Below are 23,770 nucleotides of genomic sequence, written 5' to 3' on the forward strand. Positions count from 1 at the left end.
TTTCATCCCAATAGTACAATTAGTCATAAATTAAACATTTTGCAATTGACTAAAAATAATATAGGTAAACCGCATAAGCTTATTCAAAATCCAAGGACCAAAAATCACAATAGTTAAAAGTATAACAATAATCTTTGGAATAAAACTCAAAGTTTGATCTTGAATTGAAGTAATAGCCTGAAAAATTGAAATCAAAAGACCAACTATAAGAGCTATAATCAACATTGGAGCTGATAAAATAATAATGTTTTCAATAGAAATTCTAATCAAATAAAGAATGTGTCCTGCAGTCATATATAACCTTACATAAAACTTTTAATAAGACCACTAGTAATTAAAGTCCAGCCATCTACCATTACAAAAAGAATAAGCTTAAAGGGCAAAGATATCATCACAGGGGGCAACATTATCATACCCATAGCCATTAAAACAGAAGCAACAATAATATCTAAAACTATAAAAGGCAAAAATATTAAAATTCCCATCTTGAAAGCCACTTTAAGCTCATGTAAAATAAAGGCTGCAATTAAAACATGCGTTGGCACTTCGCTAAAATTTTTTGGTCGATCATAATTACTCATACTCATAAATAATCTAATCTCTTCATGACGCCCATCAGACATCTGCTTATACATAAAAATTCTAAGAGGAGCAATTCCTTTGTTATAAAATTCATTAAAATTTATTTTTGACTCTTTAAGGGGCAAATAAGCTTGTTCATACATAGAATTAAAAGTTGGCCACATAGTAAAAATGGTTAAAAATAAAGCTAATCCCATTACTATCTGAGTAGGAGGAGATTGTTGAAGAGATAAAGCACGCCTAATAAAATCCAAAACTATGGATATTCGCAAAAACGAAGTCATTAAAACTAAAAAAGCTGGAGAAAGGGTAATAATGGTTAATAGAATCAAAAGCTGCAAAGAAAAAGCTATCTCTGAACCACCAATACTGTCAAAATTTAAAAACGGAAAATTAAGACCATTAGTAGTCTGCAAAGATTTTGTTTGAGCAAAAGATAAACTTGTTACACTAAAAAATAAAAAAAAATTAAAACACTTTCTCAAAATAAACCCTCTAAAATTTTTTTAATCTATCTTGTTTATCCTTAAGTGAAGTCTCAATTTTCTCCTCAAGTTTAACATAATCATTCCCAGAAAAAGGAATCTCTTCTTTTTTGAGCAACATTTTCTTAAAGATTGACTGGAAAGAATCTTTCTTGACAGAATCATTAATTTTGCTAAGCCTAAGTTTTAAATCTTCCAACTCTTCTTCCGATTTAATCTCTTTGAGTAAAGTAAAAGAATTACTAGAAACTAAAAATATATAAACATTCTCTAATATGTTTATGATTCTATTGAGTTTTAACATCTATCTCGTAAAAACAAGCTCTTAATTAAATTAGAATTTTGTTCATATTTGCTTTTTTTGAATAAAAAATTAACTTCTTTAATAAGAAAAAGATAAAAAAAGCAATAAGTAAAAATAAAACTATCTTAAGCAAATCCGAAATATTGAAAAGAGAAACTGGCTGAGTACTATCATTGTTAGCAAAATTTGCCTTATCCTCTTCAAAGATTGGCAAGTTAGATTCATTTCCTAAATCGGTAGATGCTGAATTTACCTGCTCTTGTGAATTAGCATATGTAAAAACATTAAAAAACGCTAAAAAAACTAAAAATAAAAATTTATTATTCATTTTTAGTTTTAATTATCTCAGTAATTCTAACTCCAAAATTTTCATCAATTACAACTACTTCTCCCTTGGCAACTATTTTACCGTTTACTAAAATATCCACAGGCTCACCGGCAAGTTTGTCAAGAGTAATAATAGTCCCTTCAGACATGCCAAGTATGTCTTTTATCTTGCGCTCTGTTCTTCCAAGTTCTACAGTAAGCTGCATAGAAACATCCATTAAAAGCCCAAAATTACTAGGATCAACCCCCTCTGGTAAAGTATCAATTAAATCGGGAAGCTTAACCCCCTTTATTTCTGGCTTTTCTCCATTATCACTTTTTTCATCTACGCTCATAATTCAACCTCTTAATAATTTAAGTTTTAATAAATAAAATAACTATCACTCAACCTCTTCTGTAAGCTCTTTTAATAAATCAAAACCTTTTATATCTCCAATTTTTTCTGTAATTTGCACTGAAACTTTATTTCCCATTAAACCCATTCTACATTTAAACTTTTCTTTGGTGCCAACTTTCAAAGTTAAATCTTTATTTATTAGAGAAGATTCAAGATTTAAAACATCACCTTTGTCAAGCGATAAAATTTCTCTTACTTTAAGTTTAACTTCCCCTATTTCTGCTACCAAAGGCATCGCTGTATTTTCCAACTTTTCACGCAAAGCATCAAGATTCTCGCTAGTAGTTCCAACCCCAATCAAAGAATGCCAATATCTTGTTGATAATTTTGAAACAATAGGCTCTATGGTAATATACGGTAAACAAAAATTCATAAGCCCTTCTACTTTTCCTATTTTAACCTCAAGAGTTACTAAAATAATCATTTCTGTGGGGGGAACTATTTGAGCAAACTGTGGATTGACCTCAATATGACCAAATCTTGGTCTTAAATCAACCACTTGAGACCAAGCCTCTCTCATATTAGCAAGTATACGAATAATAACACTTTCCATAACAGACTGCTCAATTTCTGTTAAATCTCTACTTTTATCTTTAATCGTATCTCCATCACCCCCAAAAAGCCTATCTACAATAGCAAATGCTATTGTTGGATCAACTTCAAAAATAGCAGATCCTTTAAGAGGGTCCATATTTATTATTGCTAAAGTTGTGGGGTTGGGTATTGACCTAATAAACTCTTCATAGGTTAATTGATCAACTGAGGCTACGTGAACATGAACCATTTTTCTTAAAAGAGCAGAAAGTGAAGTTGTAGTATACCTGGCAAATGCCTCATGAAAACTTGAAACTGTTCTAACCTGCTCTTTTGAAAATTTATCTGGCCTTTTAAAGTCATAAACCTTAACTTTCTGCTTTTTGCCTGTAGGGCTAGAGATAACATTAGAAAGAGATTCGTCTAAGGATAAACTTTCAGACGAGTTAATAGACTCTAAAAGACTATCTATATCATCTTGAGATAAAGCTCCTGGATTGTTTGCCATTTAAAATTCCTTTAAATTTAAAATTCTTTTAAATTTATTACATATCAAAAATATCAATTTGGGTTAATGCTATTTCTTTTATTTCTCCATTTCTAAGAATGCTATTAATTCTTGCCTTAATTTCTGCTTTTATTTGACTTTCATTCTTTATTTCTTGACCAGTTCTTTGGCTAAAATATTCTCTAATAATGTCTTTTAAGCGCACCTTCTGTCTTCCAAGCTCATTAAGAATATTAACATTATTCTCTGCATACCCTAAAGCAAGCTTTACAACAAAAGTTTTTGGAGGAACATCTAAGGTGTTACCTCTAATCTCATCTATACTTTCATACCATATAAGCATAGGTGGCTTTCCTAAGTATTCATTAGAAAAAACTGGAAAATCACTAGGAGCTCCACTTTGACTTACCACCATTTTAGACACAAAATAAGAAACAATTATCATTATTGCAACAGTAAATATTCCTATTGCAAGTATTTGTAAAATTTTTATTATAATATCAGGCAATAAACCGCCTTTTCTACTAACATTGGAATCCCCCATATCTAAATTGTCATCGTCTTTATTAGGCATAATAAAATTCCTCCCATTAATTTCTTTTTTAAAGTTAAAAAGAATTACTTACTGCTTAATTTCCTTAGGGAAACTTAAAGATGCATCTGTAGTAATTAATATATCAATTCTTCTATTATAAGCCCTACCCTCAGGGGTATCGTCTGTTGCAATAGGCCTACTTCCACCAAAACCAGATACTTCAAAACTATTTTCAATTCTTTTAACATCAGATTGATCTAAATAGTTCAAAATATGCTCCAGCATATTAACAGATCTAGCAACCGAAAGTTCCCAATTGCTTTTCCAAGGTCCATTTATATCAGTATCAATATTATCTGTATGCCCTTCTATTTTAAAATTATAGCCTCTAGGACTTAAAAAGCCAATAAAAGATGCTATTTTTTGAATAGAATCTCTATTCTCTTCAAGCTTAACATCTGCACTAGCAGAATCAAAAAATGCATCTGCTGCAAGAGATATTACAATACCTCTTTCTTCTTGCCTAACTACAATATTTTTAGACTGAATCTTCTCAATAAATTCAATCATAGATTTATTTTTAGCAGTCTGAGATGCTTGTTTATTGCGCACAGTAGAAGGTAAAGACATAAAACTATTACTCAAATAAGATAATTTACTAAAATCTAAAGTTTTACCGCCCTTGAAAAATCCCGCACCCGTGAAAGAAGCAGACATTATTCTTATCACATTTTCTTGAAAAATAATATCATTTAATGAAAACATTGTAACAAAAAACACCAGCAGCAAAGTAACCATGTCTCCATAAGTCAACATATAATCTGGAGACCCTTCATCACATTTTGAAGGTTTCTTAATTCGCAAAGCCATTATTCACCACCAATACTGCTATTAAGCTGACTTCGATCTTTGGGGGTTAAAAACGTCATTAATTTTTGCTCTAAAATTCTAGGATTATCTCCAGACTGAATTGATAAAACACCCTCAATTATCATTGTCTTTACTGCAGCCTCTTCAGTATCAATTTTTTCCAACTTAAGTTGAACAGGAGTAAACATTAAATTTGCCATTATAGTTCCATAAAGAGTTGTAATAAGAGCAACAGCCATAGAAGAACCAAGCGCAGATTTATCCTCTAGATTGCCAAGAAGAGCTACAAGCCCAATAAGAGTACCCGTCATACCAAAAGCTGGAGCAAGCTTTGCCCAAGTTTTAAAAAGATCTGAACCAACCTTATGCCTTTCTTGCATTTGATCAAGCTCTAAATAAAGCATAGTTCTAATTACCTCAGGATCTGCACCATCAACAACAAGCCTCATTCCTGACTTAAAAAATGGATCATTAATTTGTTCAAGCTCATCATCAAGAGATAAAAGACCTTCTTTTCTAGCCTTTTCAGAAAGCTCTACTAATATTTTTATAATAGAAACCTTAGCATATGAATTTCTTCTAAAGAAAAATCCCAAATACGTTGGAATTTTTTTTACAGCAACAACTTCTGAAGAAGCCATAAGAGCAGAAAAAGATCCAACAACAGTAATAAAAACAGAGCTTAAATCCCAAAAAACACCAAGTCCTGTAGGAGTAAATGCCATAGAAATTAAAATAGCTCCAAATCCAACTCCCCACCCAATTATACTAGCTAAATTCATAATTCAACGCCCCCATTTCCTTCTCCTAAAATTTTTTCTAAAGAAGCAACTTCTTTCCTATACAACTTAATCCTACTGATCACCTCTTCAACTTTTTCTCTAACAATTAACTTCTTACCATTCATAAGAAGAATTGTAGTATCAGGATTAGCCTCAATACTTTCAATATGATAAGGATTTAAATAATATCCATCACCATTAAGCTTAGTTACAAAAATCATATACTAAAAAACAATCTTAGATTAATTTTTCAATCTTACAAGTTCTTGTAATAATTGATCAGAAGTGGTAATGGTTTTGGCATTTGCCTGAAATCCTCTTTGGGTCACTATCATGTCTGTAAACTGCTCTGCAAGATCAACATTAGCCATTTCTAAAACACCAGATCTAATATCACCAAGTCCAGCAAGTCCAGTTTCGCCTATTCTAACTTGACCTGAATTGCTTGTTTCTACAAAATTAGTATCCCCTGATTTTGCAAGTCCTCCGGGATTCATAAAAGAAGCAAGAGCAATCTTGCCAAGTTCTCGTCTTATGCCATTTGAATAAATGCCAACTATAACACCATTTTGATCAATTTCATAATTTTCCATATATCCCATGCCATATCCATCTTGAATAATGGCCTTTGTACTACTAGAATCAGCAAACTGAGTAACTGAATCGGTGTAGCTTCCAACTGTTCCCAATTTTAAATTTACAGTTTGCTGCTCACCAGCTTCACCTACATTTGCGCCCAAAACATTAAATGTTATAGGAATTTGAAGAATATCTCCTTTTTGGCCTGGTTGACCATTTAAAGACGCTAATGCTCCTTCATTGTCAAACCCAAGTGTAAAATTTGAATTTTGCTCACCATTTATTAACACTGTTGCATTCCATAAATTAGGCGTATTTAGATCTTTTACAACTCTAAGCTCAAGAACACTAACATTTCCAAAACTGTCATACAATGATTTATTGACAACCCAAGTTCCACGTGCAATATCTGCAGGACTTGCACCTTCTTGAATTAAGGGCAATCTCTTATCAAGATTACAAGCAAAAGTAACATTTTTGGTAGACCTTGCTCCCTCTTTATCTCCAATCGGAATAATCAGATCCTCAATATCAGAAGCTGTATTTATAACCTTTTTACCTTCTAAATCTCTTGCCATCCAACCTTGAATTCGCATTCCATTTGCAGGATTTACAAGATGTCGATCAGAGTCCACATCAAAAGCGCCGGCTCTTGTATAAAACAAATTTTTACCTTCTTTTAAAATAAAAAATCCGTTGCCGCTAACCCCAAGATCAGATGCTTTTTGGGTGCTTTGAAAAGCTCCTTGAGTGTGAATAGTGTCAATTGAGGCAACATTCATGCCTAATCCAACTTGCTTGGGATTAGTCCCACCACGAGCATCAGTAGGGCGAGAAGCTCCAGAAATAGATTGCGATATCATATCTTGAAAATTTACTCTTCCCTTTTTAAAGCCAATTGTATTTACATTGGCGATATTGTTACCAACAACATCCATTCTTGTTTGATGATTCTGAAGCCCAGAAACACCAGAATATAAAGACCTCATCATATAATTATTCCTCCAAACCTACCGATAATATGTTTTTATATACATAATAATTACCATTAACCATAACTTGAGGTATTGCGCCTGTCTTAATGTTTGTGACACGACCTTCAACAATCTCCCCATCACCATGCTGAAATTTAATTACTTTGCCTAATAAATCCAAATCTTTTCTTATTTCTAAAGAAGATGAAAGTTTTTCAAACGATCTACTCATATTAGCCATTTGCTCAAGAGCCGAAAATTGCGCCATTTGTGCAATAAATTCTTTATCCTTCATTGGATTTGTAGGGTCTTGATACCTAAGTTGAGTAATGAGTAACTTTAAAAAATCATCCTTGCCAAGATTAACCTTATTAGATATATTGTCAACATTAAAATCTGGTTTTTTTTTAACTTTATTACTAATATTTAAATTAAAAACATTTTCAACACCGTTCATTTTATTCATTTAGCTCCACCCTCTAAACAATTAAATTAACATTTTTATCTACATCGTAAGAAAATTCAACTTCTTCTTCAATTTGAAAAAATTTATTATAACCAAAATGAAAATTTTGATCCTTAGGGTCATCTTTAAAATCTCCAGTAAAAGAATTTAAATTCTCACCTGCAAGAAAAAGATTTAAGCTGGCATTAAAACCACTCTCACCAAGCATTTTATTTAATGAATGCATATTTTGGTCAAAAAGCATTTTAACATTTTGATTATCCACTACAATCTTTCCCAATAAATTATTATTTGAATCAAGGTTTAAATTAATTCGTATACTACCAAGCTCTTTGGGCTTTAAAACCAACTTAATCTCTCCTGTATTATTCGATTTTAACACAACTTTAGCTTTATCCACAATATTTTTATTAATCTTAAGATTCCACTCTGGCTTTAAACTGCTGACAAAATCAAAGCCTCCAACATCTTTGGAGCTTTTTATATTATAATTAGCAAATTCTTCAACAAAGCCTTTTAAAGAATCGTTTGATATTTCTTTAACTTTATACCTATCAACAAAATTTTGACCATCAATTGCATTTAAGCTAAACTTTGAAAAAACAAAATCATTATGATCACTATTATTCTTTTTGAAGTTTTTTACATCAATGTTAATAACATTCTTTTCTTCCTTTTTATCATTCAAGCTTATCTGATTATAATGATCATCAATCAAAGCAGTTAAAAAATCGAAACCCAAAAAAGAACTCAAATCATTAAAAGCTAAACAAAGTTTTTCGATTTTTTCAAAAAATTTTTCTTTACCTAAAAAATCAAAATTGGATGATAAATCTTCTTTAATGCTATTTAAACCTTTAAAATCTAAAAATACATTCATTCTAGCAATTAAGGATTTCAAATCGGAAACAAAATCTTCATTTTCAAGTTTTTTTAAAAAAAAGGATTTATTTAAAGGTGATTTTTTTAAATTTTTAGCAATAAGTCCATTGTCTTTAAAAAAATTTAAAAAATCAAATATCATAAATTTTGCTTTAGCTAATTTTTTAGATTCAGAAGACATAACATTTAAAAAAGAGCTCGCATTCCCTTTAGATTCCACCTTAGAAACATTTAAATTTAACCCCTTAATTGTATTTAGGAGATTTAATTTATTCCCATAAGCTTTACTTAAATTTAATAAATTATTCATATACACACTACTCCAATGAACTAACAGACATTTTTCTAATCAACATAGCAGCTTTTTTAGAATCCATAAGAGACAACCAATAGGGAACAATTGATAAACGACCTTCTTTTTTGGAAAGCTCTTCAATTTTCCGCATATAAGATATTGCAAGCTCGGGATTTAAATCCTCAAGCCGCTTAACAGCATCTTCTGGAGGCATATTCATTAAATATACAGCTGTTTGCAAAATATTTGCTTCCTCATCATTATATTTATTTATAATATCATCTATTACTTTTTGTTTTAAATCTAAATCTTTCTGCTTTTGTTTAAGCTCAAATTCAAGCTTATTTAAGCTGTCTTCTTTTAACTTTAGATCTTCTTTAAGCTTTTCAATCTGCTGATTCTTAATATCAATAGCTTCTCTTTCCTTAACAAGTCTAGCTTCATCAAGAATTATATTAGAATTATGATCAAAGACCAGAGAAGTTTCTCCTAACAACTTGGTTCTTACAAATTCGGGAAAATATCTTTTAGTATTATACATTCCAATAAAATCAATAAAGAATAATACAAAGAAAAATAAAATAACAATTAAAAATAACAAAAAAAATGCCCTAAAAAAGAACGATAAAAAATTATTCACTTTCATTCCTTAGATTTTGACAAACTTTATAATTTACATGCTCATCTAGCAGCAAGCTTTCCTTTTTTTCTCTATTTTTAATTATAGAATTATTTAAATTTTTTATTAATATCTTAATCTTTTTTTCTTGCCTATATTTATCTACATAAATATCATAACATTTGTTATACTGCTTTCTAAGCTCTTCAAGAATTTTAAAATTTTGGGTTTTTTTATAATTTAAACAGTCTATATAACCTCTTATGTAAAGATCATCAAAACCATTCAAGTTTTTTAAAATATTAGGAATTCCATCTGAAGACTGATTTATTTTTGAAATTTTCTTATTTATATTCATTAAGTCTCTCTCGCTTAGCTTTCTAAAGTAGGTTCTAATCGTCAATATTCTATTAAGCTTTTGCTTTCTAAAGTTTAAATCATTCAAGATAATATTTCCTTTATTTCATCTTCTAAATTTTCAAAATCAAATGTTTCGTTTATTCCTTGAGAAATAAAATCAATAATCTTAGGATACTTGGAAATTGCAAAATCAACATCCTTATTGGATCCTTTGAGATAAATTCCTGTTCTAATAAGATCTTCATAATCTTTATAAATAGACAATAAATTTCTGGCTTTCATTATTAATTTTTGTTTTTCTAGGCTCATTATTCTATGAATAGATCTTGAAGTTGAACTTAAAACATTTATTGAAGGATAAATTCCCCTGTCAAACAAATCTCTGTCTAAAATAATATGACCATCCAAAACAGCTTTAATATTATCGGCTACAGGCTCTGTAAAATCATCCCCCTCAACAAGAACAGTATAAAACCCAGTAACACTTCCCCCATTACCATTAAAGCCCGATCTCTCAAGCAAAATTGGAATTTCAACAAAAACAGAAGGCGGATAACCTTTAGCTACCGGAGGCTCTCCTAAAGAAAGAGACATCTCTCTTTTAGCATTTGCAAACCTGGTAATAGAATCAAAAAGCAAAGCCACATCTTTGCCTTGCTCCCTAAAGTATTCTGCTATCATGGTAGCAACATAAGCTCCCTTATACCTTGAAATGGGAGATTCATCAGAAGTTGAAACAACTAAAACACTTTTTTTTAAACGCTCTTCACCAAGCTCATGTTCAATAAACTCATTAAGCTCTCGGCCCCTTTCCCCAATAAAAGCAATAACGTTTACATCTGCATTTGAATTTTTTGCAATCATGCCAAGCAAAGTAGATTTACCAACACCAGAACCAGAAAAAATACCAACTCTTTGTCCTTTTGCAACTGGCAAAAACCCATCAAGAACTTTAACTCCCGTTAATATTTGATCTTCAAAAATACTTCTATTAATTGGATTAATTTTTTCAAAAATTAACTCTTTATAACTATTGTTCAAAAATGACCCTTTATTATCAATGGGTCTGCCAAGAGAATCAATAACTCTTCCCAAAAGCTCATCACTAAGATTTATTTCTAGCCCTTTGTTTAAAGAATAAACTTTATTTCCAACTTCAATCCCGCTAAATCCTTCATAGGCCATAAGGCTAACATAAGGACCATTAAATCCTAAAACCTCTGCGCACACCTTTTTACCATTTCTTTGATCAATTAAACACAAATCTCCAATAGCACACTGAGGCCCTAAACTCTCAACTAAAAGACCTTTTATTTTTTGCACCCTGCCAACAAAAGAAACAGTTTCAATATCATCTACTTGTCTTAAATAATTTTCAAAAAAATTGCTCACTAAAATTCCTTTAGATACTTAACTTAATAACGAAAAATTTTTAAACTTTTCCTCTATTTTATCAAGTTGAGAAGAAATGCGCGCATCAATCTCTCCAAAATTAGTTTCAATTATACAACCGCCTTTGCCTATGTTGGGATCTTCTATGATCTCTAAATTTTCTATAATATCAAATCTAGAAATAAAATCACTCTTTTTATGTCTAACAATATCTAAATCATCAAGATTTACACGAATGGTAATCTGTGTTTTATCTTTTACCCTTTTCAAAATCTCATTAACATTTTCCAAAACAATATCTTTTTGAGAATCTGTAATCCTCTTAATAACCTTAATTGCAATTTGCATAACAAGACTTACTATCTGGCCACTCGAAGATTCAAGAATACCTTTCCTTTCAGCAATCAGAGATGCTATTATAGCATGTAATTTTCTCATAACTTTGTCAAAATCTTCAAAACCACTTTCATAACCTTTGCTATATCCCTCTTCCCTGCCTTTAGCTGTTGCTATCTCAAGATCTGTTTTTAATTTTTCTTCATACTCTCTTGCTAATCTTTCAATCTCGGCATTAGATTCAGTCTCAATAGATTCTTTCTTGTAAATAGCTTCCTTTTGTAAAAGATCTGCTTCTTGTTTGGCTGCTTCTAATACTTCATTGGCCTTTGCCTTAGCCTCTTCAATAAGCCGCTTAGATTCAATTTGAACTTCCTCTTTGGCAAGTTCTTGCCTTTTAGCAAGCTCTTCCTCAAGTCGTAATTTTTCATCTTTTAAAAGCTGCAACTCTTCTTTAAGATTGGAGATTTGACTTTCTATGTCGTAAACCTTGCCTTCCTTCTCCTTGATTTCCAAAGATTCAAAAACAGGCTTTGCTATCTCAACAAACTCAAACTTTACTAAATTATCAACTTCTGATGATTTATATAAAACCTTAGGCAAACAAAACTCCTTTATCAGACAAGCACATCTTCTTCACCACCCCTTGAAATAACTATTTCTCCCTGTTCTTCTAATTTTCTAATAAGAGAAACAATTTTTTGCTGAGATTCCTCAACATCTTTTCGCCTAGTAGGTCCCAAAAATTCCATGTCTTCCTTAAGCATTGAAGCCGCTCTTTTTGACATGTTTTTGAAAATTTTTTCTTGGACAGGAATATCTACAGATTTTAAAGCTTTTGCTAACTCTTGACCATCTATTTCTCTTAAAACTCTTTGTATAGATCTGTCATCAAGCAAAACTATATCCTCAAACACAAACATTTTCTTCTTAATCTCTTCTGCAAGCTCTGGATCTTCTTCTTCAAGAGATTCAATAATAAACTTCTCCGTTTTTCTATCAGCCATATTAATTATCTCAACAACATTGTCAACTCCCCCTGCTGATGTATAATCTTCTGAAGAAAGAGAAGCTAGTTTTTTTTCAAGAACTCTCTCAACCTCTCTTACAACCTCAGGAGAAGTTCTATCCATTAATGCAATTCTTCTTGCAACATTGGTTTGTACCTCTGTGGGCAAACTAGAGAGAATAAAAGAAGCCTTTTGAGGATCAAGATATGAAAGAATTAAAGCAATTGTTTGGGGATGTTCTTGCTGAATAAAGTTTAAAATATTCGCAGGATCTGCTCTTCTTACAAATTCAAAGGGTCTAGACTGTAAAGCAGAACCCAAATTATTAATAATATCAACTGCTTTTTGAGTCCCAAGAGATTTTTCAAGAAGCTCTCTTGCATAATCAATTCCACCTTTTTGAATAAATTCTTGAGCCATCATTAATTCTTTAAACTCTAAAAGAACATTATCTTTAAGCTCAGAAGTAATTGTCTCAAGCTTTGCTATCTCAAATGTCAAAGACTCTATCTCTTCTTGAGAAAGATACTTAAACACTTTAGAAGAGATTTCAGAACCTATTGAAACCAACAAAATAGCAGCCTTTTGCTTGCCTGTTAAAGCAGAAACATCCAGAATCTCCTTTTCTTTTTTTTCTTCCATATCAATTACTACCTTTTACGCGTTTTTCAAAAGCCATGTTCTTATAAGCTTAGCAACATCTTCTGGCTTTTCTCTGGCTAAAAGCTCAGCATTGCTTTGAAGCTCATCGCCTTCTCTAATCCCACCAACAACATCGTCAACGCCAATATCGTCACCACCATCCATTAAGGCTTGTTGACGTCTCAAGTGTGCTTGCTTTGCTAATTCCTCTTCTCTAAGACGTCTTCGTCTCTCAAGTTCTCTAGAAATAGCAAAAAATATCGTAAATACTAAAATTAATAATGAAAATACTATACTTGCAATAAATAAGAAATATTTAAACCTTTCACTTGCAAAATAATTTTCATCTATTTCTCTAAATTCATTCATACGATCAAAAGATATATTTCTAACCGTTATTGAATCGCCTCTTTCTGGCTTATATTCAAAAGAACTTTGCAAAACATCTTCAATATTTTTTATTTCTTCTAATGCCATAGGCTTATATTCTCTTTTTCTCATTCCATTTTCTATTACGAAATCTCCCTTCTCATCGTACACAAAATTCCAAATACCATCTACGAAAATACCAAGAGAAACACCTACAATCCTAGCGGGCTCTTTTTCGCTTGTAGATTTTTTTTCATTCAAAGCAACATTTTTGATCTCTTGAGACTCATTATATTTACCAGTAATATCACTTAAATCCTGATATTCAGGAGGAGTATTGCCTTCCTGCCCAGGAGGTCCCCAGGGGCTATATCCCTGACCCTGATATTCTTTTTTTTGAGTCTGAGAAGATATAATAGTTGAATCGCTTACTTTCCTAGTGTTATAAGAAGCTTTTGGATCTTGAGATTGAAGCTCAATAGGGGCATACTCTTTAGACTCTGTAGTTTCTTTTGAAGTATCAAGCTTTACATTTACTCTTGCTATCATAAATCTATCAACAGACAAAACCTTACTTAATGCAGAATCGATTTCACCCCTAAGCATAGCTTCATACTTAAGCTTTAACTTACGCTCTTTTTCTGCTAAGTCTATTCTATCTATCCCATCTAAATTAGAAAAATCATTTAAAATAGTTCCCCTATTATCAACAATAGCAATATTGTCAGATTCAAGACCTTCAATGGCATACTGAATAAGTTTAACAAGTCCTTCAACTTTTTTTCTATTGGTAATAATATCAGAACCGGGCCTTGGGGTAATTCTAACAGATGCCTTAACAGGCTCTTGAGACTCTTTAAAAAGAGCTTTCTCGGGCATAACAAGATTCACACTAACAGCATCAACATCATCTAAAGCTACAATATGCTGTTCAACCGCTCTTGTAATAGATCTTCTAAGATTAATGCTTCTTTCAAAATCAGTAATAGTCCACCTATCAATATCAAACAAAGCCCATGGATCCATATGAACGGGCACAAGCTCTTCTCTAACAAGAATTGCTCTCATTTTTTTTGCAAGCTTTTCATCATCTAAATAAATTCTTCCATCAGAACTCAAAAAATACTTAACATTTTCTCTATCAAGTCTTTGCGATATCCTATCTAAGAGATATTGATCTTTAATTTCAACCCCAAAAAGAGCAATGCTTTGACTTTTAGTAGAAAACCCTATTAAAAAAACAAGCGCAAGAATCACAAAAAAAATAATCAATCCTAAGGCTATTTTCTGAACCGTACTAGCTTTTTTGAAGATTCCTTTTGCTGAAACAAAAAAATTAGTAAAAAATTTGCTCAAAATCTTATGGCTCCTTAACGAATATTGATTATATCTTGATAAGCCTTCACACCTCTCTCAACAACGGCCTTTAAAATGCTTAAATTCATATTCGCCTTAGACATCGCTATTACAACATCATGAACATCAATGCTACTAGGCTTAAGAATAGCTTGTTCTGTAACCTTAGAAACATTTAATTGGCTTTTGTTGACATCAGTAATCGAATTTATTAAAACATCCTTAAAAGTTTTAATATCATTGTCTTTGGCATTACTTTTAGAACTAAAAAGATTCACATCAAAATGCAAAGGATTTTTTTTAACCAAATTAATATTATTTTCTGTAAAAAAAGCATCTGTTCTCACCAATGATCTCTCCTTTAGCCTTGAAGTATAGCTAACGCACTTCTAAACATAGACTTACTACTATTGATGACAGTAGAATTTGCCTCATAAGCACGAGAAGCTGAAATCATATCTACCATTTCTTCAACTAAATTAACATTGGGAAGCTCCACATAACCTTTTTTATCTCCAGAACTTATTGAATCAGGATGAGTTGGATCATATTTTAACTTTAATGGAGATTTATCTTTTTCAATGCTAGCAACCCTAACTCCTTGACCAATGCCATTATCAAGATAATCCGGAATAAAAGGCCCTTTCCAATAAGGATTATTAACCCTTGGTGCAAAAATAATCCTTTGCCTTCTATAAGGTCCACCATCAGGAGTTCTAGAAGTGGAAACATTTGCAATGTTATTAGAAATAACATCAATCCTTAACCTTTGTGCTGCTAATCCCGTTGAAGCTACATTAATGCTTGAAAACAATCCCATTTTACATTCCTTAAGATATTAATTTATTTTAATACAATATTTATACTTTTAAAATAATGCGCCTGAACATTAGTCATAAGATGATACATCATTTGGTTTTGCACAAGTGCCTTAACCTCAGAATCAATATCAACATTATTGCCATTATTATTCATAGTTGAAAAATGGTCAAGAACTCTGTGAGGCTTGACATCTGAATACTTTAGATTTTTAAACCCAGACAGGTGCTTATCACTAGATTTAATTAAGTTTAAATTATTTTTATCTTCATTTAAAAAAGCCTTTTCAAGCTCTGATTCAAAAGAAATTTTGCTTCTTTTAAAATTTGGAGTATCTACATTTGCTATATTGTCAGAAATAACGCTTTGCCTTAAACTCAAAACATCTAAATACCTATGTGAAAAATCTACAGATCTTTCAAAATCATTCAAATTGAAACCTCCCTCATTTAAAATTGCTTTTAACTAAATTATATAATAATTCAAATCTTTTTGTTCGTTAATTTGTATTTTTTTATTAACATAGTCCAAGTTTATTTCAAATTTTTTCAACTTACTGCCGGGCACTTCAAAAAAAAGATCTGCAAGCACTATTTCCATAACACCATGAAGTCTTCTGGCACCAAGATTTTCACTCTCAAGATTCATATTAAAAGTAAGCTCTGCAATTCTATCTATAGCCTCCTCACTAAACTTTAAATCTAAATCATAAACCTTAAACATCGCAACATATTGTTTTATTAAAGAATTTTTTGTTTGTTTTAAAATTTTTTTCAAATCGTCTATGCTTAAACTCTTAAGTTCAACCTTAATAGGAAATCTTCCTTGAAGCTCGGGTATTAAATCAGAGGGTTTGGCTAAATTAAATGCTCCTGCTGCAATAAATAAAATATGAGAAGTATCAACTATTCCATATTTTGTATTAACTTTAGAACCTTCAATAATTGGCAAAATATCTCTTTGAACACCTTCTCTGGACACATCATTGCCACTCCTATTCTTAGCAGCTATTTTATCGATCTCATCAATAAAAATAATTCCCATATTTTCAACTTTAGATTTTGCAATATCTGAAATGTTTTCGTGATCGACCAATTTCTCAAGCTCTTCTGCCAATATTATTTCCTTTGCTTTTTTAATCTTCAATTCTCTTTTCTTTTTTCTATCAAATATATTGCCCAGCAAACCGCCAATTCCCATATCAATCTCTTCAAAATTACCACCCGTAAATATTTCTATTGTAGAAAATGGCATTTTACTAGAAATTTGTATTTCAATAGTAGTATCATCAAGCTCACCTGCTCTAAGCTTTTTTCTAAGCTTCTCTTTTACCTTTTCTTCCGCCTTTATTTCATTTGGATCCATATTCTCAGAATTACTAGATCCCTTAAAAAGACTATCAACTATTCTCTCCTCTGTTCTTACTAAAGCATCATCTCTTACAGTACTATACATCTCTTCTTTTACCATATTAACTGCAATGCCCATTAAATCTCTAACCATAGATTCAACATCACGACCAACATAACCAACCTCAGTATATTTTGTAGCCTCAACTTTAATAAAAGGAGCTTTAATTAATTTAGAAAGTCTTCTTGCAATCTCAGTCTTCCCAATGCCAGTTGATCCAATCATAATAATGTTTTTAGGCATTACCTCATCTTTTATTTCTTTTGGAAGCCTAGACCTTATATATCTATTAACAAGGGCAATTGATACTAATTTTTTAGCCTCGTCTTGACCTATTACATATTTATCAAGTTCTGCAACTACATCTTTGGGAACTATATAGTGCTCTTCTAATTTATTCATTTTCAATCTCCTCAAGCACAATATTAGAATTAGTATATATACACACTCTTGCTGCTATTTTTAAAGATCTAAGCGCAACCTCAAAAGCACTTAATTTTTTGTTCTCCATGTAAGCAAGAGCTGCTGAATATGCATAATTGCCACCACTGCCAATTGAAATAACATCCTCTTCAGGCTCAACAACATCACCAGTACCAGAAATCAAAAGAATATTGTTAGAATCAGCAACAAGCATCATAGCCTCAAGCTTATGAAGTATTTTGTCAGAACGCCAATCTTTTGCAAGGTCAACAGCCGCCCTTTTAATGTCAATCAAACCATCGCCTTTTGCTTTGATTTTTTCTTCAAATTTTTCAAAAAGAGTAATTGCATCAGATGTTGAACCTGCAAATCCTGCCAAAATTTTCCCATTAAGCAATTTTCGTATTTTAATAGCATTACTCTTTAAAACAGTATGTCCAAAAGTTACTTGTCCATCTGCTGCCACCACAGTCTTACCATTTTTTTTTATTGCAATAACTGTGGTTCCTTTAAAGCTCATATTACCCCCTATTTATATACCTCTTTTAAAAGTTCCCCAATAAGAACATCAGATACATTTTTACAATCACAACACTCTTTAGAATCATCTTCAATATTATTGGAATCTACATATTTAATATTTAATAAAGCATAAAGATCCTTAACGGTTTTTATTTCTTGCGCACCAAAATCATGCAATTTTACAGCTCCATCACCACAAAAATCTAAATCATAAACATAAACATCAAGTCCTAAGTCAAGACCAAGCTCAGCTGTAATTAAAGCTCCTGATTTCAAGGGCGCATATGTTATAAAAATAGCATCAGACAAGCCTGAGACCAATCTATTTCTTTTGGCAAAAAAATAATTTTGAATTTTATCAAATGGCAAAGTCTCAGTAATTATTCCTCCACCTTGTTCTAAAAGCTTGAAAACATATTTTCGATTTTGCTTAGGATAAATATTATCAATATCTGTTGGAATAACAGCAAATGTTCTCTTATTCTCATTTATTGCCGCTATATGAGCCTCAATATCTGCCCCAATTGCAAATCCAGAAATAATCTCTACACCATTTTTTGCAAGATGTGAAGAAAATTCCCTTGTTCTCTCAGCAAGAGTTTTACTAATTTTTCTAGAACCAACAACAGCCCAAGACAATAAAGAACAATCTGGTAAATTGCCCTTGTAGTAAATAGCAAAAGGAGGGTCATAAATTCTTTTAAGCTTATTAGGATAAAACTTAGACCCCAGAATAGCAACTTTGGCCTTGGTCCTTTGAATAACTTTTTCTTGCAATTCTACTAATTTTAGATCGGGCAACCTAAACAATCTTCTAAATGACTTTAGAAAATAAGACTCAATGTCCTTCTGGGTCAATTTAATAACATTATTAAAATCAAAATTATTAAAAAGTTTTAATTTTTCTTTGCCTTTTAAAAATTTCAAATTATCAATATAAAGCAATTTCATCATAAATAATTACTTCAAATTACTCATGATCCTAGAAACACCTTCTTTTTGCTCTTCAGTTGAAGCCTTTTTACTAGCTTTATCATAAAACAATATAGCATTACCAAGATCGCCCAGCGAATAATAATTTGCACCTCTTAACATTAAAAACTCAAAATAGTCCTCACCCATATCGCCAAGTTTATTTAAATAATTTTTAGCTTCAAGTTGTTTATCAAGATCATATACGTACATATTAGAAATGGCAAAAAGAGAATCTTTAAAATCATCTCTAATTGAAAGTGATTTTAAAAAAGAATTTTCAGCAAGAATTATGTATTTTTCAACTTCATCTTTTACTCTTAAATTTTTAGCTAAATTATAAGAAGCAACACCTATATAAAAATGAGATAAATAATTATTGGGATTGATTTCTAAATTTTTAGCAAAATATTCAATAGCAGGTCCGTACTGACCAAGCTTAAAAAATTCAAGACCAATTAAATTAAAAAATCTGGCTTTCTTATCAATGGAATTAACTATCTTTAAAATATTTTTATCTTCTTTTTCAATAAATTCTTTATAAACTTCAATCTTAGATTCAGATCCACCACCTGAAATTTCCAAATCTCTTAATCTAAGCCCAAGATTTGATTTTTCTTTAGATTCATTACCACAAGATAAAAATAAATTAACAAGAATTATTAACCACAAAATTTTCACCTAATCATCGCTACTTTTTTTATTTAAATTTCTAAGAAATGTTGGAACATCAATGTCATCATCAAAATAATTAACATTTTTGGACTTTGCCGAAAAAGAAGAATCTTGTTGCTCATAAGATCCAGAAGGAGCATTTTGATTGCCTGACATTAAAGTATCAAACTCTTTGGAACTTAAAGTATTATTTTCTGGGGCGCTAGATATTTCTTTTTGCTTTTTAGATGCAAAACCTGTAGCAACAACTGTAACGTAAATTTCATCTTCAAGATTCGAATTAATAGCATGCCCATATATTACAGTAGCCTCATCATCAACACTAACTGTGATTATCCCCATAATCTCTTCAAGTTCAAGCAATGAAAAATCATCTCCGCCAGTAACATTAACAAGAAGCCCCTTAGACCCTTCAATACGAACTTCCTCAAGTAATGGATTACTAATAGCAGAAGTTGCAGCATCAACAGCTCTGTTTTCGCCCTTGCCATATCCTATTCCCATTAAAGCATCGCCTTGACCTTGCATAATGCTTTTAACATCGGCAAAATCAATATTAACCTCTCCATGCTCAATAATAAGCCCTGCAATGCCTTGAACGCCCATTCTAAGAACATCGTCTGCACGCTTAAAAGCATCTTTAATGGTGGTTCTTTTGTCAACAACAGTTAAAAGCTTTTGATTTGGAATAATAATCAATGTATCTACAGACTTTCTTAAGTTATTTATTCCCTGCTCAGCAAGTCTCAACTTCTTAGGACCTTCAAACTTAAAAGGCTTTGTTACAACTCCAACTGTTAAAATACCAAGCTCTTTTGCAACTTGCGCAATAACTGGAGCTGCTCCGGTTCCTGTCCCGCCCCCCATACCAGCAGTAATAAACACCATATCGGCACCAGAAAGATGGTTGCGTATAACATCTATGTCCTCCTCTGCTGCAGCTTGCCCAATCTCAGGCTTTCCCCCAGCACCAAGCCCTGCTGTAACTTTTGCTCCAAGGGCAATTTTTATGGGAGCAATAGAGGTTTGGAGAGCCTGAAGATCAGTATTAGCCACAATAAATTCAACATCTCTTACTCCATATTCAATCATACGATTAACAGCATTACTACCTCCTCCGCCCGCACCAATCACCTTAAGAATTGTAGGATTTGTAGTAGAATCAAATCTTCTTGTATGGCTATCAATCATATTATAATCTTTCATTAACGCTTCCTCCATGATTGGTCAAAACCATTCTTTCAAAAACCAACCTTTCAACTTTGAAGATATTTTATTTTTTCTTTTAACTTTACTGCTTACCTTCTTTAATTTATTGAATTTTTGTTGCTCATGCTTATAAAGAACAAGACCAAGAGCTGAAGAAAACTTGGGATCTATATGCTCTTCTCCAATTCCATTAATACTCATTGGTAAACCTATTCTTGCAGGATAATTAAATACTTCTTCTATTAAATTAGAAATGCCTGGGAATAAAGCTCCTCCACCTGTTAAAACTATTCCACCATTAATTTTATTATAAAGTCCGCGCTTAAGTATTTCCGCTTTCATCATTTCAAAAATTTCTCTCAGTCTTGAATTAATTATTACAGACAACTCTTTCCTACTTTTCTCTTGAGGAGGTCGAGTTCCAAGATTTGGAATAATTACAGTTTCCATTTGACTCTCAAGAATAGACGGATGAGCAATACCAGCTGTTATTTTAATATTTTCAGCAACATCCTCAGGAACCTTCCAAACTTGCGCAATATCAAGAGTCACTCTATTAACACCAATGGGAATTACACCCGTATAATAAGGAGATCCATCAACATAAAGAATAATATCCGTTGTCCCTTTGCCCATATCAATAAATAAAACTCCCATCTCACGCTCTTCTTTGGAAAGAGTTGCATAAGATGAAGCTAGGCTTCCAAGAACAACCTCATCAACAGCAAAGCCAGCTCGATTTACGCATCTGACTAAATTCTGACTAGAAGAACTAGAGCCCGTAATAATGTGCACCTCTCCTTCAAGACGAATACCCATCATGTCTATTGGATTTTTTATATGAGGTATTCCATCTACAATAAATTCTTGAGGAATAACATGAAGAATTTCTCTATCCATTGGAATAACAATTGCCTTTGCTGCTTCAATCACCCTTTCAACATCTTCTTCGTTAATCTCTCTTGTTTTTGAATTTATTGCAACAACACCACGTGAATTAGTCCCCTCAACACTGCTTCCAGACATAGAAACTGAAAGTGATGTAATGTCACATCCTGAGATGAGCTCTGCAGCCTCAATAGAATTAGATATTGAATCAAGAGCCGCCTCAATATTTATTAAAACTCCCTTCCTAACTCCTCTTGATATACTAGTGCCTATTCCAACTATTTCTAATTGATCATTTAAATTTACCTCGGCAACAACAGTACAAATTTTTGAAGTTCCAACATCTAAACCTACTATCAAATTCCTAGACACTAACTTTCTCCTAACAAAATGATATCACCGCTTCTTAAATCTATAACGCCGGGTTTTCCTTTAAGTAAATTAACCGCAAGAAACACTTTATGCATCACATCCATTAAATTCATATCAACTGTTATCAATATTTTATTATATATACTTTTAATATACAAAATTACATTATAATCATAGAAATTCAATTTTAAAAAATTGACCTCTGATATTAAATTATACAAATATTTTTGATTTATTTTAAGATAATCAAGGCCTCTTACAATATTAAGCATTCTATCCTCTAGAAAATCTCCTACATTGTTGTCATTTAAAACTAATCCGCTAATTACGGGTAAATCATAAATTAAATGCTTACTCTTTTCCAAAATTACACCATCTGATGCAATACAATAATAAGTAATATTACCATTTGCGTTTTCTAAAGCAACAGCAATCGGTATTCTTTTTTCTATTTTAATATTAATTTTATTGGGAAACTTAAGATCAACTTTAACATCCTTTACCCTTAAATCTTTTTTAAGATTCTCCTCATATATTCTAACATTAGCATTATGATAATACGTATTGGGCTTGATTCCTGAAATCTTGATTATATCCTCTTTAGAAAGAGAAATATCATTATTGATACTAATATACCTAATCAAAAAATAAGGAGATGCAAAAATGATAATTATTATTTCAAAAAAAATTAAAGACGTCAAGAAATATATATACTTAATTAAAAATTTTCTCTCAAAAATCATAACCTAACTCAATTTACACTACTAAAAAAATCCAATCAATTATTACTTAAATTTTTTGAAACATTTGAAATAAGGCCAGACAGTGCCATGGTAACAATAATAGAAGATCCCCCAGATGAAAAAAATGGTAAATTTATCCCTGTGGGAGGCAAAAGACCGATTGCAATTAAAATATTCATCATGCTTTGAAGAAAAATTGCAAGACTTGAAATAAATGCAATAAAAAATTTAAACCTACTATTAGAATGAATAGCTATAAAATAACCAAAGTAAAAAAACAAAAAAAACAAGCTTATGGCAAACAAAACACCCAAAAATCCTAATTCTTCTCCAAGAACTGAAAAAATAAAATCCGAATTAGCCTCTGGTAATTTTCCAAGTTTTACCTCTCCCATTCCAAGCCCTTTACCTAAAATTCCCCCACTTTTTAAAGCATTAAGAGATGCTATTATCTGGTAACCTTTGCCAGAAGGATCATCGTAAGGATTGAGAAAGGCAAAAATTCTAGAAACCCTATAAGGTTCAAGCATCAAGAATATAGCAGAAACTGGTAAAAAAGTAACCACAATAGCAAAAACATAGCTAAATGCCATATTAGAAACAAACAAAACAATAAAAAAAAGAATGGCAAAATAAATAGCTGTTGAATAATCGTTTTGCAAAATTATTAACACCCAAAAAATTGCAAAAATTAACATTGGCTTTATCCAGTATGCAATACCATTGTTTTTTCTTGGGTCAAACTTACTCAAATAAGCTGAAAGATAAATAGTAAAAGATATTTTAAAAATCTCAGAAGGTTGAATGCTAACACCTTGAAAGAATATCCATCTCTTTGCTCCAGAAATACTTGGAGATAAAAAAGTTGCCATAATTAAAAAAAGAGTTATAATCAATACAGGAAATATTGATTTTTTTAAAAAATTTAAAGAAATCCTTTCAAAAACAAGAAAAACTATAAAACTTAAAAAAAGATAATTAAGTCTTGTGAAAAATAAAAAATTTGGATTACCTGTCAATTCTAAGCTTAGGAAAAAGGAAGAAGTATAAAAAACTACAAGGCCATAGGCTACTAATAGCAGCAAAACAAGCAAATAACATGTCCTAAGTGAATTTATCTCTACAACCATAAT

General features: G+C 31.5%; 28 protein-coding genes and 1 pseudogene. All 29 read right to left on the reverse strand.

Going from position 1 to position 23,770, the window contains the following annotated elements; genetic code table 11:
- Nucleotides 1-30: 30 nt before the first annotated feature.
- The 29 genes and pseudogenes from fliQ to ftsW all read right to left on the reverse strand — a co-directional run bounded on the left by fliQ (nucleotide 31) and on the right by ftsW (nucleotide 23,731).
- Nucleotides 31-294, reverse strand: coding sequence for a flagellar biosynthesis protein FliQ (gene fliQ / locus BSV1_RS02550; protein WP_008882769.1), 264 nt, complete (start codon nucleotides 292-294; stop codon nucleotides 31-33).
- A gap of 8 nt (nucleotides 295-302) precedes the next feature.
- Nucleotides 303-1,067: a flagellar type III secretion system pore protein FliP gene (gene fliP / locus BSV1_RS02555; RefSeq protein WP_008882459.1), complete on the reverse strand. Its 765-nt coding sequence runs from the start codon at nucleotides 1,065-1,067 to the stop codon at nucleotides 303-305.
- Between the two features lie 10 nt (nucleotides 1,068-1,077).
- Nucleotides 1,078-1,699 (reverse strand): annotated as a pseudogene (locus tag BSV1_RS02560) (flagella biosynthesis regulatory protein FliZ).
- Nucleotides 1,692-2,033, reverse strand: coding sequence for a flagellar motor switch protein FliN (fliN, locus tag BSV1_RS02565; RefSeq protein ID WP_002556876.1), 342 nt, complete (start codon nucleotides 2,031-2,033; stop codon nucleotides 1,692-1,694). The pseudogene BSV1_RS02560 and the gene fliN overlap by 8 nt, the downstream one beginning before the upstream one ends.
- 45 nt (nucleotides 2,034-2,078) lie before the next feature.
- Nucleotides 2,079-3,137: a flagellar motor switch protein FliM gene (gene fliM, locus BSV1_RS02570; protein WP_002656446.1), complete on the reverse strand. Its 1,059-nt coding sequence runs from the start codon at nucleotides 3,135-3,137 to the stop codon at nucleotides 2,079-2,081.
- 37 nt (nucleotides 3,138-3,174) lie between these two features.
- Nucleotides 3,175-3,711 (reverse strand): flagellar basal body-associated protein FliL, encoded by a 537-nt coding sequence (gene fliL / locus BSV1_RS02575; RefSeq protein ID WP_002656257.1) that lies wholly within the window; start codon nucleotides 3,709-3,711, stop codon nucleotides 3,175-3,177.
- Between the two features lie 48 nt (nucleotides 3,712-3,759).
- On the reverse strand, nucleotides 3,760-4,542 hold the full coding sequence (gene motB / locus BSV1_RS02580; protein ID WP_008882645.1) for a flagellar motor protein MotB: 783 nt from the start codon (nucleotides 4,540-4,542) through the stop codon (nucleotides 3,760-3,762).
- Nucleotides 4,542-5,324 carry a motility protein A gene (locus tag BSV1_RS02585; protein ID WP_002556880.1) on the reverse strand — a complete coding sequence of 261 codons (783 nt, stop codon included), beginning with the start codon at nucleotides 5,322-5,324 and terminating at the stop codon, nucleotides 4,542-4,544. Before BSV1_RS02585 ends, motB begins: the two co-directional genes overlap by 1 nt.
- The gene (locus BSV1_RS02590; protein WP_008882750.1) at nucleotides 5,321-5,545 is read right to left on the reverse strand and encodes a flagellar FlbD family protein; all 225 of its coding nucleotides are present in this window, start codon (nucleotides 5,543-5,545) and stop codon (nucleotides 5,321-5,323) included. Before BSV1_RS02590 ends, BSV1_RS02585 begins: the two co-directional genes overlap by 4 nt.
- 21 nt (nucleotides 5,546-5,566) lie before the next feature.
- The gene (gene flgE / locus BSV1_RS02595; protein WP_008882453.1) at nucleotides 5,567-6,895 is read right to left on the reverse strand and encodes a flagellar hook protein FlgE; all 1,329 of its coding nucleotides are present in this window, start codon (nucleotides 6,893-6,895) and stop codon (nucleotides 5,567-5,569) included.
- 4 nt (nucleotides 6,896-6,899) lie between these two features.
- The gene (gene flgD, locus BSV1_RS02600) at nucleotides 6,900-7,343 is read right to left on the reverse strand and encodes a flagellar hook assembly protein FlgD (RefSeq protein ID WP_008882406.1); all 444 of its coding nucleotides are present in this window, start codon (nucleotides 7,341-7,343) and stop codon (nucleotides 6,900-6,902) included.
- A 13-nt stretch (nucleotides 7,344-7,356) separates the two neighbouring features.
- On the reverse strand, nucleotides 7,357-8,535 hold the full coding sequence (locus BSV1_RS02605) for a flagellar hook-length control protein FliK (protein ID WP_008882346.1): 1,179 nt from the start codon (nucleotides 8,533-8,535) through the stop codon (nucleotides 7,357-7,359).
- Between the two features lie 7 nt (nucleotides 8,536-8,542).
- Nucleotides 8,543-9,160, reverse strand: coding sequence for a periplasmic-type flagellar collar protein FlbB (locus tag BSV1_RS02610; RefSeq protein ID WP_008882637.1), 618 nt, complete (start codon nucleotides 9,158-9,160; stop codon nucleotides 8,543-8,545).
- The gene (locus BSV1_RS02615; protein WP_008882444.1) at nucleotides 9,153-9,584 is read right to left on the reverse strand and encodes a flagellar protein FlbA; all 432 of its coding nucleotides are present in this window, start codon (nucleotides 9,582-9,584) and stop codon (nucleotides 9,153-9,155) included. The genes BSV1_RS02610 and BSV1_RS02615 overlap by 8 nt, the downstream gene beginning before the upstream one ends.
- Nucleotides 9,581-10,891 (reverse strand): flagellar protein export ATPase FliI, encoded by a 1,311-nt coding sequence (gene fliI, locus BSV1_RS02620; RefSeq protein WP_008882772.1) that lies wholly within the window; start codon nucleotides 10,889-10,891, stop codon nucleotides 9,581-9,583. Before fliI ends, BSV1_RS02615 begins: the two co-directional genes overlap by 4 nt.
- An 18-nt stretch (nucleotides 10,892-10,909) precedes the next feature.
- The gene (gene fliH, locus BSV1_RS02625; protein ID WP_008882601.1) at nucleotides 10,910-11,830 is read right to left on the reverse strand and encodes a flagellar assembly protein FliH; all 921 of its coding nucleotides are present in this window, start codon (nucleotides 11,828-11,830) and stop codon (nucleotides 10,910-10,912) included.
- Nucleotides 11,831-11,844: 14 nt separating this feature from the next.
- Nucleotides 11,845-12,879 carry a flagellar motor switch protein FliG gene (gene fliG / locus BSV1_RS02630; protein ID WP_002556889.1) on the reverse strand — a complete coding sequence of 345 codons (1,035 nt, stop codon included), beginning with the start codon at nucleotides 12,877-12,879 and terminating at the stop codon, nucleotides 11,845-11,847.
- A 15-nt stretch (nucleotides 12,880-12,894) separates the two neighbouring features.
- Nucleotides 12,895-14,604, reverse strand: a complete 1,710-nt coding sequence (gene fliF, locus BSV1_RS02635) for a flagellar basal-body MS-ring/collar protein FliF (RefSeq protein ID WP_008882741.1) — start codon at nucleotides 14,602-14,604, stop codon at nucleotides 12,895-12,897.
- A gap of 14 nt (nucleotides 14,605-14,618) precedes the next feature.
- Nucleotides 14,619-14,954 carry a flagellar hook-basal body complex protein FliE gene (fliE, locus tag BSV1_RS02640; RefSeq protein WP_002660553.1) on the reverse strand — a complete coding sequence of 112 codons (336 nt, stop codon included), beginning with the start codon at nucleotides 14,952-14,954 and terminating at the stop codon, nucleotides 14,619-14,621.
- A gap of 11 nt (nucleotides 14,955-14,965) precedes the next feature.
- The gene (gene flgC / locus BSV1_RS02645) at nucleotides 14,966-15,424 is read right to left on the reverse strand and encodes a flagellar basal body rod protein FlgC (RefSeq protein ID WP_008882630.1); all 459 of its coding nucleotides are present in this window, start codon (nucleotides 15,422-15,424) and stop codon (nucleotides 14,966-14,968) included.
- Between the two features lie 23 nt (nucleotides 15,425-15,447).
- The gene (gene flgB / locus BSV1_RS02650; RefSeq protein ID WP_008882632.1) at nucleotides 15,448-15,855 is read right to left on the reverse strand and encodes a flagellar basal body rod protein FlgB; all 408 of its coding nucleotides are present in this window, start codon (nucleotides 15,853-15,855) and stop codon (nucleotides 15,448-15,450) included.
- 33 nt (nucleotides 15,856-15,888) lie between these two features.
- Nucleotides 15,889-17,235, reverse strand: a complete 1,347-nt coding sequence (hslU, locus tag BSV1_RS02655; RefSeq protein ID WP_008882528.1) for an ATP-dependent protease ATPase subunit HslU — start codon at nucleotides 17,233-17,235, stop codon at nucleotides 15,889-15,891.
- A complete protein-coding gene (gene hslV / locus BSV1_RS02660) occupies nucleotides 17,228-17,776 on the reverse strand; it encodes an ATP-dependent protease subunit HslV (RefSeq protein WP_002556895.1) in 549 nt (182 codons plus the stop codon). Before hslV ends, hslU begins: the two co-directional genes overlap by 8 nt.
- Before the next feature lie 8 nt (nucleotides 17,777-17,784).
- Nucleotides 17,785-18,729, reverse strand: a complete 945-nt coding sequence (gene dprA / locus BSV1_RS02665) for a DNA-processing protein DprA (RefSeq protein WP_008882422.1) — start codon at nucleotides 18,727-18,729, stop codon at nucleotides 17,785-17,787.
- Nucleotides 18,730-18,738: 9 nt separating this feature from the next.
- Nucleotides 18,739-19,431: a tetratricopeptide repeat protein gene (locus tag BSV1_RS02670; protein ID WP_039949516.1), complete on the reverse strand. Its 693-nt coding sequence runs from the start codon at nucleotides 19,429-19,431 to the stop codon at nucleotides 18,739-18,741.
- Nucleotides 19,432-20,631 carry a cell division protein FtsZ gene (gene ftsZ / locus BSV1_RS02675; RefSeq protein WP_008882824.1) on the reverse strand — a complete coding sequence of 400 codons (1,200 nt, stop codon included), beginning with the start codon at nucleotides 20,629-20,631 and terminating at the stop codon, nucleotides 19,432-19,434.
- A 21-nt stretch (nucleotides 20,632-20,652) separates the two neighbouring features.
- On the reverse strand, nucleotides 20,653-21,894 hold the full coding sequence (gene ftsA / locus BSV1_RS02680; RefSeq protein ID WP_008882742.1) for a cell division protein FtsA: 1,242 nt from the start codon (nucleotides 21,892-21,894) through the stop codon (nucleotides 20,653-20,655).
- Nucleotides 21,894-22,637, reverse strand: coding sequence for a cell division protein FtsQ/DivIB (locus BSV1_RS02685; RefSeq protein ID WP_008882677.1), 744 nt, complete (start codon nucleotides 22,635-22,637; stop codon nucleotides 21,894-21,896). The genes ftsA and BSV1_RS02685 overlap by 1 nt, the downstream gene beginning before the upstream one ends.
- A gap of 35 nt (nucleotides 22,638-22,672) precedes the next feature.
- Nucleotides 22,673-23,731, reverse strand: a complete 1,059-nt coding sequence (ftsW, locus tag BSV1_RS02690) for a putative lipid II flippase FtsW (RefSeq protein ID WP_008882686.1) — start codon at nucleotides 23,729-23,731, stop codon at nucleotides 22,673-22,675.
- Nucleotides 23,732-23,770: the final 39 nt, after the last annotated feature.

This window comes from [Borrelia] finlandensis (genome assembly GCF_000181875.2).
Classification (GTDB): Bacteria; Spirochaetota; Spirochaetia; order Borreliales; family Borreliaceae; genus Borreliella; species Borreliella finlandensis.

Excerpts from the sequence above, each read along its gene's own strand:
- fliQ (WP_008882769.1), bottom strand. The coding sequence starts at position 294 with ATGACTGCAGGACACATTCTTTATTTGATTAGAATTTCTATTGAAAAC.
- fliG (WP_002556889.1), bottom strand. The coding sequence starts at position 12,879 with ATGGAAGAAAAAAAAGAAAAGGAGATTCTGGATGTTTCTGCTTTAACA.
- flgD (WP_008882406.1), bottom strand. The coding sequence starts at position 7,343 with ATGAATAAAATGAACGGTGTTGAAAATGTTTTTAATTTAAATATTAGT.
- hslV (WP_002556895.1), bottom strand. The coding sequence starts at position 17,776 with ATGAGCTTTAAAGGAACCACAGTTATTGCAATAAAAAAAAATGGTAAG.
- motB (WP_008882645.1), bottom strand. The coding sequence starts at position 4,542 with ATGGCTTTGCGAATTAAGAAACCTTCAAAATGTGATGAAGGGTCTCCA.
- fliL (WP_002656257.1), bottom strand. The coding sequence starts at position 3,711 with ATGCCTAATAAAGACGATGACAATTTAGATATGGGGGATTCCAATGTT.
- BSV1_RS02585 (WP_002556880.1), bottom strand. The coding sequence starts at position 5,324 with ATGAATTTAGCTAGTATAATTGGGTGGGGAGTTGGATTTGGAGCTATT.
- BSV1_RS02590 (WP_008882750.1), bottom strand. The coding sequence starts at position 5,545 with ATGATTTTTGTAACTAAGCTTAATGGTGATGGATATTATTTAAATCCT.
- BSV1_RS02685 (WP_008882677.1), bottom strand. The coding sequence starts at position 22,637 with ATGATTTTTGAGAGAAAATTTTTAATTAAGTATATATATTTCTTGACG.
- ftsZ (WP_008882824.1), bottom strand. The coding sequence starts at position 20,631 with ATGAAAGATTATAATATGATTGATAGCCATACAAGAAGATTTGATTCT.
- BSV1_RS02605 (WP_008882346.1), bottom strand. The coding sequence starts at position 8,535 with ATGAATAATTTATTAAATTTAAGTAAAGCTTATGGGAATAAATTAAAT.
- hslU (WP_008882528.1), bottom strand. The coding sequence starts at position 17,235 with ATGAATAAATTAGAAGAGCACTATATAGTTCCCAAAGATGTAGTTGCA.
- dprA (WP_008882422.1), bottom strand. The coding sequence starts at position 18,729 with ATGAAATTGCTTTATATTGATAATTTGAAATTTTTAAAAGGCAAAGAA.
- flgE (WP_008882453.1), bottom strand. The coding sequence starts at position 6,895 with ATGATGAGGTCTTTATATTCTGGTGTTTCTGGGCTTCAGAATCATCAA.
- fliN (WP_002556876.1), bottom strand. The coding sequence starts at position 2,033 with ATGAGCGTAGATGAAAAAAGTGATAATGGAGAAAAGCCAGAAATAAAG.
- fliM (WP_002656446.1), bottom strand. The coding sequence starts at position 3,137 with ATGGCAAACAATCCAGGAGCTTTATCTCAAGATGATATAGATAGTCTT.
- flgC (WP_008882630.1), bottom strand. The coding sequence starts at position 15,424 with ATGGGATTGTTTTCAAGCATTAATGTAGCTTCAACGGGATTAGCAGCA.